The 14939-nt window shown below is 44.8% G+C and carries 12 protein-coding genes; 4 read left to right on the top strand and 8 right to left on the bottom strand.

Going from position 1 to position 14939, the window contains the following annotated elements:
* Positions 1-108 precede the first annotated feature (108 nt).
* Positions 109-1908 carry a cation:proton antiporter gene (locus ACWYU8_RS17995; protein WP_457521105.1) on the bottom strand — a complete coding sequence of 600 codons (1800 nt, stop codon included), beginning with the start codon at positions 1906-1908 and terminating at the stop codon, positions 109-111.
* A gap of 383 nt (positions 1909-2291) precedes the next feature.
* Between ACWYU8_RS17995 and ACWYU8_RS17990 the strand changes: the two genes are divergently transcribed.
* A complete protein-coding gene (locus ACWYU8_RS17990; protein ID WP_457521104.1) occupies positions 2292-4979 on the top strand; it encodes a DUF2339 domain-containing protein in 2688 nt (895 codons plus the stop codon).
* Between the two features lie 536 nt (positions 4980-5515).
* Here the strand turns inward: ACWYU8_RS17990 and ACWYU8_RS17985 are convergent.
* Entirely contained in the window at positions 5516-6034 is a 519-nt protein-coding gene (locus tag ACWYU8_RS17985; protein WP_457521103.1) for an NUDIX hydrolase, read from the bottom strand.
* A 245-nt stretch (positions 6035-6279) separates the two neighbouring features.
* On the opposite strand from ACWYU8_RS17985, the gene ACWYU8_RS17980 reads away from it, so the two are divergent.
* Together ACWYU8_RS17980 and ACWYU8_RS17975 are read left to right on the top strand one after the other, a co-directional pair.
* Positions 6280-6537 carry a putative hemolysin gene (locus ACWYU8_RS17980; protein WP_457521102.1) on the top strand — a complete coding sequence of 86 codons (258 nt, stop codon included), beginning with the start codon at positions 6280-6282 and terminating at the stop codon, positions 6535-6537.
* A gap of 210 nt (positions 6538-6747) precedes the next feature.
* Positions 6748-7404, top strand: coding sequence for a hypothetical protein (locus tag ACWYU8_RS17975; RefSeq protein ID WP_457521101.1), 657 nt, complete (start codon positions 6748-6750; stop codon positions 7402-7404).
* Here the strand turns inward: ACWYU8_RS17975 and ACWYU8_RS17970 are convergent.
* Complete coding sequence (locus ACWYU8_RS17970; protein WP_457521100.1) at positions 7394-8242, bottom strand: YdcF family protein; 849 nt, start codon at positions 8240-8242, stop codon at positions 7394-7396. The two genes, ACWYU8_RS17975 and ACWYU8_RS17970, sit on opposite strands and share 11 nt — an antisense overlap.
* A 155-nt stretch (positions 8243-8397) precedes the next feature.
* Here ACWYU8_RS17970 and ACWYU8_RS17965 point away from each other — a divergent pair, with 155 nt between their 5' ends.
* Complete coding sequence (locus tag ACWYU8_RS17965; RefSeq protein WP_457521099.1) at positions 8398-9768, top strand: L-serine ammonia-lyase; 1371 nt, start codon at positions 8398-8400, stop codon at positions 9766-9768.
* Between the two features lie 73 nt (positions 9769-9841).
* Here the strand turns inward: ACWYU8_RS17965 and ACWYU8_RS17960 are convergent, their stop codons facing one another.
* The 5 genes from ACWYU8_RS17960 to ACWYU8_RS17940 all read right to left on the bottom strand — a co-directional run bounded on the left by ACWYU8_RS17960 (position 9842) and on the right by ACWYU8_RS17940 (position 14939).
* Complete coding sequence (locus ACWYU8_RS17960; RefSeq protein WP_457521098.1) at positions 9842-10804, bottom strand: outer membrane beta-barrel protein; 963 nt, start codon at positions 10802-10804, stop codon at positions 9842-9844.
* A gap of 446 nt (positions 10805-11250) precedes the next feature.
* Positions 11251-12375 carry a M14 family metallopeptidase gene (locus tag ACWYU8_RS17955; RefSeq protein WP_457521097.1) on the bottom strand — a complete coding sequence of 375 codons (1125 nt, stop codon included), beginning with the start codon at positions 12373-12375 and terminating at the stop codon, positions 11251-11253.
* A 122-nt stretch (positions 12376-12497) separates the two neighbouring features.
* Positions 12498-13205: a phosphonate utilization transcriptional regulator PhnR gene (gene phnR, locus ACWYU8_RS17950; RefSeq protein WP_457521096.1), complete on the bottom strand. Its 708-nt coding sequence runs from the start codon at positions 13203-13205 to the stop codon at positions 12498-12500.
* An 87-nt stretch (positions 13206-13292) separates the two neighbouring features.
* On the bottom strand, positions 13293-13460 hold the full coding sequence (locus tag ACWYU8_RS17945) for a hypothetical protein (protein WP_457521095.1): 168 nt from the start codon (positions 13458-13460) through the stop codon (positions 13293-13295).
* A gap of 84 nt (positions 13461-13544) precedes the next feature.
* Positions 13545-14939 (bottom strand): efflux transporter outer membrane subunit, encoded by a 1395-nt coding sequence (locus ACWYU8_RS17940; RefSeq protein WP_457521094.1) that lies wholly within the window; start codon positions 14937-14939, stop codon positions 13545-13547.

The following is a 14939-nucleotide window of genomic DNA, read 5'->3' as shown; positions in this document are numbered from 1 at the left end:
GGCGATCTTGAGTTACTCTCGACTCATGTTTAAAACAAATAAGGCCAGTTGCTTTTGTAAGCTTGGATAACAAATTAGCAGTATGCCAAATCCAGCGAATGTAAAATGCTATTGGATATTTTCTGCCATAACCAATGAAACAATCGTACTGGTATTGCCGGGTGTAAATTGCTCGGGATCATCACAGAAGTGAATTTTGCCCTTTTCCTCCACATGAAAGAGCGGAATGAGCAGATTACTCTTATGGTGTGCCAAATAATCCTGATAAGTGAAATTGTCACTTAGCTTGGTATGTTTGATTTCTGCTCCGCGGCTGAACAAACTCGCCAATTGGCTATAACTGACGTTTCCACCCATCAGTAATCTGCCATGATACTCTTGCGCAACCGAATGCTTTTCACTGCCATTGCCGTTTGTCTTCGCTTTTTGCAAACAATGCACTTTATCTTCGCCAAACTCACCGACAAACTGCATACAGGCCATAATGTTGAAATGTTGGTCTGGCGTCAGAGCAACAACCTGACCAATACCAATTAAGTCAAGGTTATCATCTGCATGGCTGGAAATAGGGTTGCCATAGTAATAGTCCAAACCCATCATTCTTACCTGACTAATGTATTCCCAGTTAGAGTCGGTCAAAAGTATGCGTCGGTCATAACGAGCCAGCGCCTGACCAATTTCTCTCGCCACTCGGTTCGCACCGATAAGCAAAAAACCTCGTGGTGCAGGTTCTGCGACCCCTAATGCAATCGCGACAGGTCGAGCGGTTGCACTTTGCAATACCACTGTTCCTATGATCACCATAAACGTCATGGGTACGAGTAAACTTGCCTCACTGATGCCGTATTCCGTCAATTTAATAGCAAACAGAGAAGATATTGATGCGGCAACAATACCACGCGGAGCAACCCACGAGAGAAACAGCTTATCTTTTAAACCTAAGTTGCTCCGCATGGTGGAAAGAAAAATCGATAACGGGCGAGAGACCAGCTGCATAAACACAAACAGGATCAGAGCGCCAGTGCCAAGCGCTGTGAAATCATCCAGGCTAATACGAGCAGCTAAGAAAATAAACAAGCCGGTAATGAGCAGAATAGTCAGGTGCTCTTTGAAGTGCAGAATCTGTTGGATATTGATATCTTTCGCGTTAGCAAGCCACATCCCCATGACCGTCACCGTCAGCAATCCTGCTTCCGACTCGATATGGTTGGAAACAGAGAATACACCGAGTACGACCATCAAAACGGAAAACGGCTGCAAGTATTCCGGCAACCAGCCTCGACGTAGCACCGCGGAAACTGCCGCGCCTGAAACAACACCCAGAATCACACCCACTGCGATAATCGTCGCGAATACTTCGATACTATTTATCGCATTATGCGAAACGATGAATTCATAAACCATGACAACAAATAGAGCACCAAGTGGATCTATCAAAATCCCTTCCCAGCGCAGAATATTGGATAAGGTACTGTTTGGTCTTACTGTTCGGAGCAAAGGAACAATGACTGTCGGCCCTGTAACGACCGTCAAACTGCCGAACAGCATGGCTAACTCCCATGTGAAGTCCAGAAAATAATGGGTCGCCACACTGGTCAAAGCCCAGGAGATAATCGCCCCGATAGAGACAATACTCCACACCGAACCACTGACTCCGCGAATGTCTTTGAGGTTTAACGTGAGACTTCCTTCAAAAAGAATAACCGCCACCGCGAGCGAGACCAGAGGAAAGAGCAAGTTTCCTAAGATGTCATCCGGCTTCAGCCACTGCATAAACGGGCCGACAATAATGCCAGCCAAAAGTAAGAACAGAATCGCAGGTAAACGAAGCCGCCACGCTAACCACTGACACCCCAACCCTATGACCCCAACCGCTGACAATACCAGCGCTTCATTACCAACCTGCATCTATCGTCACCTATTTTTATCGTTGTTTTAGCGTAAACACGCCAGACACAATCTTATCCGTTGAAATTATTAATATAGTTGAGTTCACGTTTACTCCATCGATAGTCACGAGAAAAATCGCCAAAAGGTAAACATTCTCCTCAAAATTACCACGCAAGTTTGAGATTTGGTCGCTTTTAATCCTCTCCCCACTTACACATAAACGTTCAGGTTGTAAAATGCTCAGTTCATGTATAACCCTTTGTTTTAAAAATTTTAGTCGCAACCTAGCACCCAAGAACTCGCAAGCATAGACCATAGACTAAGCTTTTACATAAGGGCTCAAAGTTAAAAATCCTCAATGGGATACGACGAAAAGAGAACAATGAAAGGGAGATAAGCGCTTGTTGACTTTATTGGCTGTAATTGTGGCCTGCTTTGCCTTAGTGATGACATTGAAAGCGGTCAGCCGGATATCAAAACTGGAAGACGAGATTTCGCTGCTCAGAAGTGAGCTGTCAGACTTACGTTCGCGATTTTTGAATCGGGTCACCCATTTGGACTTAGAACAGACCTCGACGTCCAATGTGATTGAGATTGCAGATCCAGCCTCTCTTCAAGCAGAAACTCCGCTCAAACAAGAACGAAATAAAACCGATTTCGATGCAACTTCTCAATCAGCCGAAGAACCGATGCTGGCTCAGCAACACGCGTATAAGGACGACATGCAAATTGCCAGTTTATCCACAAGCGACGCCAGTCGATGGGAAATACAAACTGAAAAGCTATTTTCCAGTATTCAGGAAAATTGGCTAGTGTGGATCGGTGCCCTAGCGATGCTGATCGGTGGCGGCTACCTGGTGCAAGTCATTGGTAGCCATATTGAGTTTTCTCCATTCATGCGTGTCACCTTTGCTTTTACACTCTCTTTTTCGATGGTGATTGCCGGAGAATGGTTTCACCGAAAAGAACAACATAGTCCCGAGCGAGCAAAACGCGCACAAGGGTTCACGTATGTACCCGCAGCAATTACAGGAACCGGCTTGACCGGTATTTACTGCACGGTGATATTTGCGTTCGTTGTCTATAAGATGCTGACGCCCAGTGTTTCACTATTAATCTTGGCGGCGGCGGCCTTTTTCAGCCTTGCTCTATCATTGCGCCAAGGTCCACTGATGGCAGTTCTGGGACTGATTGGTGGTTATACTGCTCCGCTATGGATAGGCGGTACTGACCCTGATTATTTCTTATTGGCGGGCTACATCAGTGCCATTTCCATTGCGGCGACCTTGCTCATGCAAACGGTGCGACGAGCCTGGATCGCACCTGGAATTTCAATACCGCATACGTTATGGATGCTGATTCTGATTGAAAGTATCCCGACAGAGTTATTATTCAACTGGCTTTATATTTACTTAACGCTCACCCTTTTTCTCATTTATGCCGTGCCGAAATTAGGGTGGAAACTTAATCCTCGCTACCGCCATTGTCAGGGAAAATGGACAAGCCCATCGACGATCACCGCTCTTGTTGTCGCGCTACTGACTTTTTCCGCAGTAACACGAATGACGGAAGTGAACGTTTTGCAAATGGCTTATTGCTATGCGTTGCTTGTTACCACAATCTGGTTACCAGCCGTGCGCAAAGGGTGGTCGATGAGGTCGTTTCTCCCATCAATTTTAGTGTCTGCAACCGCAGTTATGGTCATTTCCATCGCCTTTGACGCGCTCGGGATGTCAAAGAGTGAAGCCAGCATTTTGAGTGCATTAGCGGTCAGTATTATCTTTATCTATGGAAGAACCGTCAGCCAACGACTTTATGATCGCTCTGACATGAGCGGCATATTGTTGCTCACCTTAGCGCCGTCGATGACATTAATCGCACTATTTTACACGCACGAATTTATGCGGAGTTACGCTTGGCATTGGACATTTTTTGCGGCTTTAATCGCGGTTTGCTATGCGTACCTGGGTCTGCGTCTGAGACTCCTGAGCGACGAGTCTTCCGCTGTGGTTCACGCTATCATCGCCGGCTGTTCTTTCGTGTGGTTAAGTGATACCTGGCTCACCACGGCGATTTCTGTACAAGTCGCAATAATGGCTCTGCAAATTCAGTCCGGATACTTTCGTCCGGCAAGTTGGGCAGTCAAAGTCATGATGGGCACATTGGTCATCCGCTTGACCTTGTTACCATTTATTCCTGATTGGCAGCCTTTTGAAACAGGCCACTGGGCTTGGGCAATACTCAGCTATCTACCAGCGCTAGCCATACTTGCATTTGCTCGCTACCAATTGCTAAAAGTCGACTCAGAACTCGCCAACTGGTTTGAGGGCGCGCTCCTGCATGTATTTCTAATGGCGCTGTTCACGCAAACTAACTTCTGGCTAACAGGGCAATACGGTTACTTAGGTCATCTCGACTTTACCAGTGCAGTTGTCTTTGCCAACCAAACACTGGTTATGGGATTGGTATACAGCTATCGTAGTCAGTTTGCCCAGCAGCTCACCCTATTGTATCAGGCCTACAGTTACCTTCTGTGGGGAACCTTTGTTGTGCTGATTGTCTTCCTCAACACCATCGAATCACCTTTAAATGTCGACAACGTCTCGGTTCAAGCCATACCAATTTTCAACATGTTGAGTGTCGGTTGGCTACTTCCGGCTGGAGTTCTAATCTTAGCGGTATTCAAACGTTGGAATACTTTGCATATCCACCGACATGTCTTCTCCAGCGTCGGATCTGCACTCGCGGCAATATGGTTGGGCATGTCTATCCGTCAATTTTGGCAAACAAATTCTATGACTCTCTACCAACCAACCAGCATGGCTGAATTATTCAGCTATTCATTCGCCGGTTTGTTCGTTGGTGGCATACTGACCTGGAGTGGCATGGTGCGTAAGACTGCGGTTTTCCAACGCATAGGCCTGATCATACTGGCGTGTGTAGCGCTGAAAGTGTTCTTATGGGATGTACGTTCACTGGATGGTTTCTGGCGAGCCATTAGCTTCCTGGGGTTAGGAGCATCGTTAATCGCACTGGGCTGGTTGTTCCAGAAGTTTAATCGCTCAGTCGCACAAACTTCTGAGTTTTAACCACTTATAGACTTTAGTCGTGCCCAGCAATGGATAATTCGCGGAAAAAATAATCAAACATATAAATGTCAGAGCAGTGTCAATTTATGAAAACCCACTCTGCAAATTTAACAGCACGTGATCTCGATACAAACGTGTGCAGAAAAGTTAAGGTATTGTATCTCATAGGTAAGAAAGAGTAGTGGTTTACTGATAATAATCCAACTAAAGCTTGTAATCGAATAGATATGCATCTCATCACTGATGTAAAACAAGCTGAAATACAATAGTTAGACCAAATAATCATTTACATACCAAAGATGAAACGGCTATTGTGCTATTAATTTACAACAAGATTTAACTTGCAACAAAAATTCAAAATACCGAGATGACGCTTCGCTTGCGCGTCTGGAATAAGTCCGGGTTCCGGGGGGGAGCTCGGACTTTTTTATCACATGGGTGCAGTGATGTTTAGATGAGTCGTTACCTTACAGCTTCGCACTCTGATTAATTGAAACGGTCACTCTCCGGCCCGATGATGGAAAAATGAGGCGAAATTAAAGTAACTCTTTAGCTATTAAGTGCAATAAAAAGGTTTCTCTCTCAATGCTCATCCCTTTTTTCGGACTTTCCGCCATCGTTTTCTCATTGTGAGCAATTGCCTCCTGGATGTTCATCCACACGGGACGCATTCCATTTTTTACTTCGTAATCTTCGTAAGCGGTCTCGCCTAACTCACGATCAATTTTACAGGTGTAGCAGTAAGAAATCATATGCATCACATCGGCATCATCTTTGTACCAAGGTCGAAACTCTTCAAAAATACCAAATGGCTTAATTCCGTGGATATTCTTGGCTCCAGTCTCTTCCTCTAGCTCACGAACTAGCCCCGCAATCACATCTTCGCCATCATCAATACCACCACCAGGTAACGTGTAATCATGATAACGCTCAGTGTAAAGCAGTAATACATCTTCCCCATCAAGCACGATGGCACGCGCGGCATTTCGCTTAAAAATGATTTTGTCATCTAAATGTTCGATATCTGGATGAATGGTAGATTTTAAGTGTCTCATCGAGAATTCCGGTGTATGTCCTTTGAGCGCATACTACCGAAATTCACCTTATTTCCCAAGTTGCAATTCGGGTAAGCCCCCCGACCTTCCGTTCCATGTTCTGGACAAGTTAAGTCCCTTCATACGTCCATCTTATTAATTATAAATCTTTAGCCCCTTCATACTTTTAACACCGAGAACACAATAGCCTGTGAAAGTTTCCTATAATCAATACAATACTCGCTCATCCCATGCGGAGATCAAGAATGAAAAAGACAAGTTTAATGATGGCTATGGCAGTGACAGCAGTACTTGCTGGATGTTCCACATACGAAGGTGCAACTCGCTCGACGGAATACACATCTGCAGCAAACCCAGCTTCGGTTTACTGCGTTCAGCAAGGTGGTGAACTGGAAACTATGACCGAAAACGGTGAGCGTGTGACTTACTGTGTTCTTTCCGATGAACGTGTTGAACAATGGGAATATTATCGTGATCACCATCAGGAAGGTGAGGACTACTAGTCATCTACGTATTAACTATTCTGAGTTGAGGAGCCTGATAGACGGCTCCTTTTTTATTTGTGCTGTTACTTCTCTTTAATTCAATTTGTGCGACCTTTCTGACATTCCTGACAATTTCATGACATAGCTTTCCAATCGGACAATAAAATTCCGTGACAAATATCACGTAAATTCACGGTTTTTCCACATTTTTTGAAGCAGGTGGTCAAGATGAAAGCACAAACAGTTAAAGACACTGAATCGACACAAACAAACATCATCACTGATGAGTCAAAACGCATCATTTACCGCTCCTGCCTGAGCGCTTTGATGATTGTGGCAATTAGTATTGTCGTCAATCTAAGTATTCGTCTTGATTGCATCGTATTGGGGTCAGGTATAGCTGAATTATCGGTAACGGAATCGCTACAGCTAGTCATGCTCGCAATTGCATCCTGGTCATTTTTTAGCTTATCTAAACAAGTATCTGAACTTAAACATGCAGCCATTTTGATCGCTGGTTTTTTTGCCGTAATGATAATTCGTGAAATGGATTACTGGATGGATATGATTCACCAGGGCTCTTGGGTAATCCCTGCACTGACAGTGACAGCTTTCGCTTGTGCTAAAGCGTACCAAGGTGGAAAAGGCACAGTGAATGAAATGGCAAAAATCCTAAGTAATCCACACATGAAACTTTTAATTGGCTCAGTGGTACTATTGCTTGTTTTTTCACGCCTCTACGGTATGAGCAGTTTTTGGCACCACGTAATGGATGTAAGCTACATCCGAGAAGTCAAAAATATCTCAGAAGAAGGGATTGAACTGCTGTGTTATAGCTTGATTGCGTTGAGTGCTTTCCGAACTTGTCGAGAAATCACAGCATAAACTCAGGATCGAGTGTTCGGTTGAGCAACGTTAATATTGGATGAAAGATATCTAATGCTTGTTTCGCCACGCCCACATCACAATCAAAGGCCGTCATTTCGATGGCCTTTTTCATTTCTTCAACTTGTAAGAGGGTTTCATTACCCAAAGGTAAAACCAGTAGTTTCTCTATCGCTGCTTGAGCTATCAGCAATGGTTTGGATCTCACGGCAGATAAATCTCTCGTAAAAGCATCACCGATAACACCTTCCAGATAAACGCGATAAGTTGTCAGTTCATCAAGCAGCAGGAAAGCTTCAGCCGATATCCCCCGATGAGGATAAGGAACGTGAATATGCTGTTTGGCATCCAATGAAATACTTAGTTCAAGCCCTTTAGAGGCACAACGTGATTTGAGTACTCTTAATAATCCCTGCTCATCCATTAACGTTTGAATTTCTAAGATTCTTTCAATGTGATAATCGTTGGAAAGCAATGTGACATTAATTGGTGATGACTCAAACGAGGAGGTGTTAAATAAACCGCTATCACATAGCATCTTCGCGGCGTTCTCCATGTTCTGAAAGGTATTGAGAGAGCGATTTTCGAGCAAGATATGACTATCGGGAAATGGTATTGAACGCGATGAATTGAGAGTCTGGAAATAGCGATACATCGCGTCCGCTTCAGAAGTGTTTTGCCCTTCCGTTTTGCCACCACAGAAAATAAGCGCCGTATTGTTCGCAGGAAACGAATCAAGTGCATACAACAACGCAGTCACACGAGAAGCGCCTTCAGTACTCAATCTGTTATTAATGAGTCTCTTACCAAGAATAATAACAACGTTATCTAACTGCATATTACGATCTCTAAAAATCATACCTGCTGCACAATGCATCCTAGTTGGCAAATATACAAAAATCTTCTTTTCCTTGCTCTTGCTAGGCATTAACATCCGGTTAACAGCCATGTTCTAGAGGCCTATGAAAGGTCCAATGCTATAGGAAGTTAATTATGCTGTCGATTTTCGATATATTTAAGGTCGGTGTTGGTCCTTCAAGTTCCCACACTAATGGACCAATGCTCGCGGGATTCAACTTTACTCAGTTACTTCAAGACTCTATGGCTAAAGTGCACAGGGTACAAGTAGATTTGTATGGTTCGTTGTCGCTGACAGGCCGAGGGCACCACACAGACAGAGCGACTGTGCTGGGTCTGATGGGTAACAAACCCGATACCATCAAAATGACCAGTGCAAAGAGCGCGCTGCAACATACTATTGAAAACAATACCTTATTGTTAGCAGGCACCCACGAAATTACCTTTAGCTACGATCATGACATCGTTTTTCATAGCGATAACCTACCTTTGCATGAAAACGGAATGACCATTACTGCGCTTGACGAAGCTGGTGGCCAAGTCGCGTTTGAGATTTACTACTCCATTGGCGGTGGTTTTATTGCAACGGCAGATGAGTTGGAAAATGGTACGAAGCAAACAGAGGCAGAAGTTCCTTATCCATTTTCTTCTGCAGACGAAATGCTGGAAAAGGCGGAAGCGAACGGCTTTAGTTTGGGTGGAATGATTCTTCAAAACGAGCTGGCATTCCGTGACGAAGAAGAGATCAACCAAAGAGCCGAACAGATCTGGAAAGTCATGTCTCTTTGCATGCAACGAGGATTTGATACTGAAGGCATTCTGGATGGGGGGCTTAATGTCACTCGCCGCGCACCTAATCTTCTGAAAAAGCTGGAAGCCAACGCAGCGATAGAAAATGATCCTATGGAAATCATGGACTGGATCAACTTGTTCGCTTTCGCAGTGAGTGAAGAAAACGCAGCAGGTGGGCAAGTCGTTACGTCGCCGACAAACGGTGCTGCTGGTGTGATACCGGCAGTGTTGATGTACTACCACCGCTTTATAAAAGAGCTCGACACCAAACAGCTCAAAGACTTCCTTGCAGTTGCAGGGGCGATAGGTATTTTGTACAAAACCAATGCTTCTATTTCCGGTGCAGAGGTGGGCTGTCAGGGAGAAGTTGGTGTTTCCTCTTCTATGGCTGCTGCGGGGTTAACTGCGCTGCGAGGCGGAAGCAATGAGCAAATCTGTATCGCGGCAGAGATAGCGATGGAACACTCGCTTGGTATGACATGTGACCCGATTGGTGGATTAGTTCAGGTACCTTGCATTGAAAGAAACGCGATGGGTGCAGTGAAAGCCATCAACGCTTCACGCATGGCCTTAAAGAGAACCAGTAAGTGTCTAATTTCACTGGATAAGGTCATCGAAACCATGTACCAAACTGGTAAAGATATGAACAAAAAATATCGCGAAACGTCATTAGGCGGCTTAGCACTTATCCATATGGCTCCACCATGTGAATAAACTTGACAATATCCATTCAAATAAAAAGCCAGCGACTCGCGCTGGCTTTCGAATGATTTGCTAGAACAACTAATTATTCTGCTTGTTCAGTCGTTTCGTATTTGAACTCAGGAACAACAACTTCTACACGACGGTTCGTTTCACGACCTTGACGTGTTTCGTTGCTAGCAACAGGGTTTGCTTCACCCATGCCTTTCACAGTCATACGTTCTGCAGCAACACCTTGCGCCTGGAACTCGTCTGCAACAGCTTGTGCACGTTTTTCTGTTAACTGCTGGTTGTAAGCCGCTGTACCCGTTGTGTCACTGTAACCCGTGATCTCTACTTGAGCTTGTGGGTAAGTGTTCATTACGTTGATTGTCTCAGCTAGTGGAGAAGCATCTTTAACTTCTGCACTTTCCAGACCAAATTGTACTGTCACTGTTTGAGCTGGATATACGTTCTCAACAATGTTTGTTGCTGGACGTGTTTCTACGACTTCTTGCGCTACTGGCTCTGAACCAAACTTGTAGTTAAAACCGATACCAAAGTAGTCTGCATCCATGTCTTCGATGATGTCATCAGACATGTCTTGGTAACGTTGGTACTCAGCGCGTAGGCTCCAGTTGTAGTTGATTTGGTACTCTGCACCTAGAGAGCCAGTTGGAACGAAATCTTTCTCGTCACCAGCCATCATGTATGCTGCACCAACTTTTGCGAACAGATTCCAAGAATCTGTCAGTGGTAGGTTGAACTTAGGAGCTAGAGTCAAAGCCCAAAGATCGCCATCAACGGTGTTTTCACCTGCTTTGTCGAAGGTACCCGTGAACTCACCTAGGTAATCCACGCCGTATTCAGCTGCAATGTATTCGTTGAAGCTGTAACCAAGGTGCAGTGATGCAGCAAAGCTATCATCATCACAAGGGCTGTCTAGGTGACAAGCATCGTTTAGAGAGTTGTAACCTAGCTTACCGCCGATGTAAGTATCAGCAAGAGCTACGTTTGAAACCACACCACCAGCAAGTACAGCAGCCACTGCAAAAGCGATTTTCTTCATTATTTTTTCCTATTTGTTGTATACAAAGCCACACACCTAACGCAAAGAAATGCGTAAACAATATGAAGCTGCAACTTTATCTTTATTATTTTGAGACAACTCAGCTAAGTAACACCGAAAGGAAGTAAACGTGGTGTTCAACACCAATGTCAAATGCACATCATCATTAGTATTTAAGCTCGAGATCTAAATACACACATGAGAAAAACTAATGCATCTACATTGATATAGCCATAATCAACTCAGCGCGCAGAATAGCACATCTTTTCTGCAAATGCGTGACAAAAATCACATTAATTTAAATATTTCTCACAACCAAGATTATATTTTTAAGATGTTGATTGAAAAGAATAATTTATACATTGACAGGTTTTAAACAATAAAAAAGCAGCCCATCAATGATGAGCTGCTTATAAAACTTGCTTAACAGCATGGAACTAAAACAATTAAATATTGCCGACAACAACTAATGTCGCAGCCAACATATCTTGACCGAAAAGTACACTACGTTCAGGCGACCACCCATACAATGGATCTGGGTGGTTATTATTATCCTTGAATGGCATCTCGACGGTGTAAGACAAACACTTAAACTGTTCAGCAACCCAATTAGAGCCTACCGTTAAGTTTGCTTTGCCCGGCTCGTCTTTGCCATATCCAATGGTATCTTGGAACTCTGGCGTAATGGTCAGTAACGCTTGCTTAAAAGCAGTTTCTAGTGCTGCCAACTCATCGTCGTAAGATGGGATACCTTCTGAACCAGCAACAAAATTGTATGGGATTGCTTCGTCACCATGCACATCCAGGAACATATCGACACCCGTTTCCAGCATGCGCTGACGAACCAGGTAGACTTCTGGGCTTTTTTCCATTGAAGGCGTTTGCCATTCACGATTCAGGTTCACACCCACCGCGTTGGTGCGCAAATGACCACGAACACCACCATCAGGGTTCATGTTTGGTACAACGTAAAGTACCGCCTTTTCTAAAAGCGCACGTGCTGTAGTATCGTTTTCATCCAACAGGCGCTGAATCAGACCTTCCATGAACCATTCAGCCATGGTTTCACCAGGGTGTTGGCGTGCGATCATCCAGATTTTCTTTTTGCCTTCTTCTGGCTCACCAAAAGTCAGCAGGCTCATGTCATTCCCATCCAACGTATGACCCAGTGTTTCTAGCTGACAATGATGCGCACTTTGCGCCATGTGTAGCAGGTCAAGATGACGGTCATACGTATATGGCGCAAAGTAAGCGAAGTAGATAGAGCTACGCTCTGGAATAACAGTGAACGTTAATGTATCACCATCAAATTCAGCAGGTATACGGAACCACTCCTCCCGGTCATAAGATGCGACCACATCGTAGCCTTGCCAGCCCTCTGGGTAAGCTGATTTGGCTAAATCCAACAGTTTAATCGTGTGGGACTGTTCAGCCTCGGTTTCTAAACGAAAATGGAACCATTGATAGAATTCCGACATGTTGTCATTAGGAATTTTAAGCTGGATATCGTCTTTTTCTTCCGCTTTCACTACGTGGATGCTGCCGCTATCGAAGTTGCTGAATACTTTCATTCTATTACTCACCTTTTGAATCTGAGCTTGGAATATAGAGGCTAACACAAGGCTAAAATACCCCCTATGACTTTCACTTCAAACTTGATTGCTTGCCGCTAAAGTCATCCGTTTAGTCGAGTTTATCGGCTTTTTAGCTCTGCTACCGACTCAATACTGATGGCATCGTGGCGCCAATACTCAATATCGCAGTCGATCAATTCGCCATGCTGGTTGTAGTTAGTACGCTCAACAACCATAGCTGGAGTACCTGAGGTCGCTCTTAACGCTTGCGCGACTTCACCAAGAAGTGTGCTGGTAGAAATTCGATAACGCGTTTTTTGATACACCACACCAAAGTGCTCACGATAAATGTCAGTCAGCGAGTTGGTAAGGTCCAAACTCAATAAATTAGGAAAAATCTCTGGACGAATATAGTTGGTCACATACACCACGGGCCTGTCTTCCAAATATCGAACGCGGTCGACTCGATAGACATCAGAAAACGGCTGCAGTTGTAACAAACGTGCAGATTGTTTATTGGCCAGAGTACCTTTTGCCGCAATCAGCTCGGTTTTAGGCACGCGATTTTGCGCTTTCGCCATGTTTGGGAAATTAAGTGTTTGGGTTGGATCGTAGCGCAGTGGCTCAGGTGAAATAAACCAGCCTCTACGATCTTCACGATAAATTCGCCCTTCGGCTTCCAATAACGACAACGCTTCTCGTAACGTAACTCGTGTTGTGTCGAACGACTCCGCCAGCTTGCGTTCCGCGGGCAGTTTTTGGCGTGGTGAAAGCATTCCCGCCTCAATCTGTTCAACAATCGCATCTTTAATTTTTACGTACTGCACGAGGTGTCCTTATCTTTTACGCCAAGCCTGTGTGCGATTTTCTAATAACTTACCCAACGTCATCTGAACAATCTTCGCACTTGCGGCTTACTTCACTATCATCAACACCAACGCCCCCACAGACTTTGCCTGCATCGTCCATGTCAGAGTCGATCGAGACGCAGAAATGGCATCGGTTGTGTATAGAAATACTAACGCAGAAATGGTGGTCAATGCATTAACAAACGGCTCGGTGGAAATGCCCCTCTTCGACATAATCTTGAAGCCTCTTAAAGCAAAACGCCCTTCTCTTTATCGTGAAGGGCGTAAATTATTCATCCAACGCGAAAGGCAACGCTGCTAAATTTCAGCAGGCGCGATATCCGTACCACCTAATGACTGATACAAAGTTACCTGAGTGATAAATTGATTGTATCGATTCTCAAGCAAAGTCGCTTCTGCGTTTCTGGTATTTTCCTGAGCATCTAAGTAATCCATTATCGACGTTGAACCATACTGGTATCGCGCTGCATAAATCTTCTCAGCGGCACTGGCTGCGTCATATTGTTCTAGCAAACGAGCAGACTGGTACAGCAACTTTTCGCGTGCTGACAGTGCATTTTCCACATCCTGGAATGCGGTATATAACACTTGGCGGTAGTTAACTATCGCCGTTTTGTACTCGACATCCGCAATCGCTTTATTGCTCTCCATTTCGTTCCATTGTAAAAATGGCAACGTGATGTCTGCGCCTAACGTACCAACAGGGTTGGAAAGCAAATCTTTTAATGCCTCAGAAGAACCACCTAACGCTCCCGTTAACGTCAGCTCAGGTAGGTAATCCAGATCGGCGGTGTCTTTGTTTGCCAACGCAGATTTCACATCATAAATCGCGGCTTTGACATCAGGTCGACGAATCAACAAATCGGCAGGAACACCAACATTGAGCGACGGAACGCTTCCTTCCGGTAACATGCGGATAGTGTCACTCATATTCTGAGGAGGCTGATTGAACAAGATGGCAAAGGCGTTATTCGCCTCTAACAAGCTCTGTTCGAACTCACTCTGCTGCGCTTGCAAACTTGCCAGTGAACTTTTCGCTTCCAGCACATCAAGCTGATCAACCGCACCAAGCTCATACTGTCTTTGAATCAGATTCAGGGTTTGCTGTGCATCATCAATGTTGTTTCTGCCTAGTTGCAATCGCTGCTTGAGATAACCAATTTGCCAGTAAAGTGAAGCGGTTGTCGCCACCAAACTTTGAGCCGTGGCTTCGCGATCTTCTTTGCTCGCCATTGCCGCCCATTTTGCTGCATCGATATCCGCAGAGACCTTACCCCACAAATCCAACTCGTAACCGACAGATAAATTTGTGCTGTAACTGTCACCCGATTCGCCACTGTCTAACCACTTTTCGACCTGAGCAGAAGTCGATGAGCTGAATGTCGGAAACAGGTCATCTTTCGCTAATCCTAATTGCAAGCGTGCTTTTTTAAGTGTCAGAGTCGCGACTTCCAGATCGTTATTTTCCTGAAGCACTTTATTGATGTAACGGTTCAGGCTTGGATCATTAAACGCCAGCCACCACGGGTCGATATTGACATCACCAGCGACATGCACCTGCTGCCAGTTGGTCGGCACCTGAACTTCAGGAGCCTGATAATCAGTACGCATCATTGAACCACAGCCAGAGAGCAACACGGCACCTAATGCCACGGCAATAAAGCGAGTTTTAAAGTTCGTTGTTTTTGTCAT

This window comes from Vibrio limimangrovi, assembly GCF_054064025.1.
This window is presented reverse-complemented; position numbering and strand designations above follow the sequence as displayed.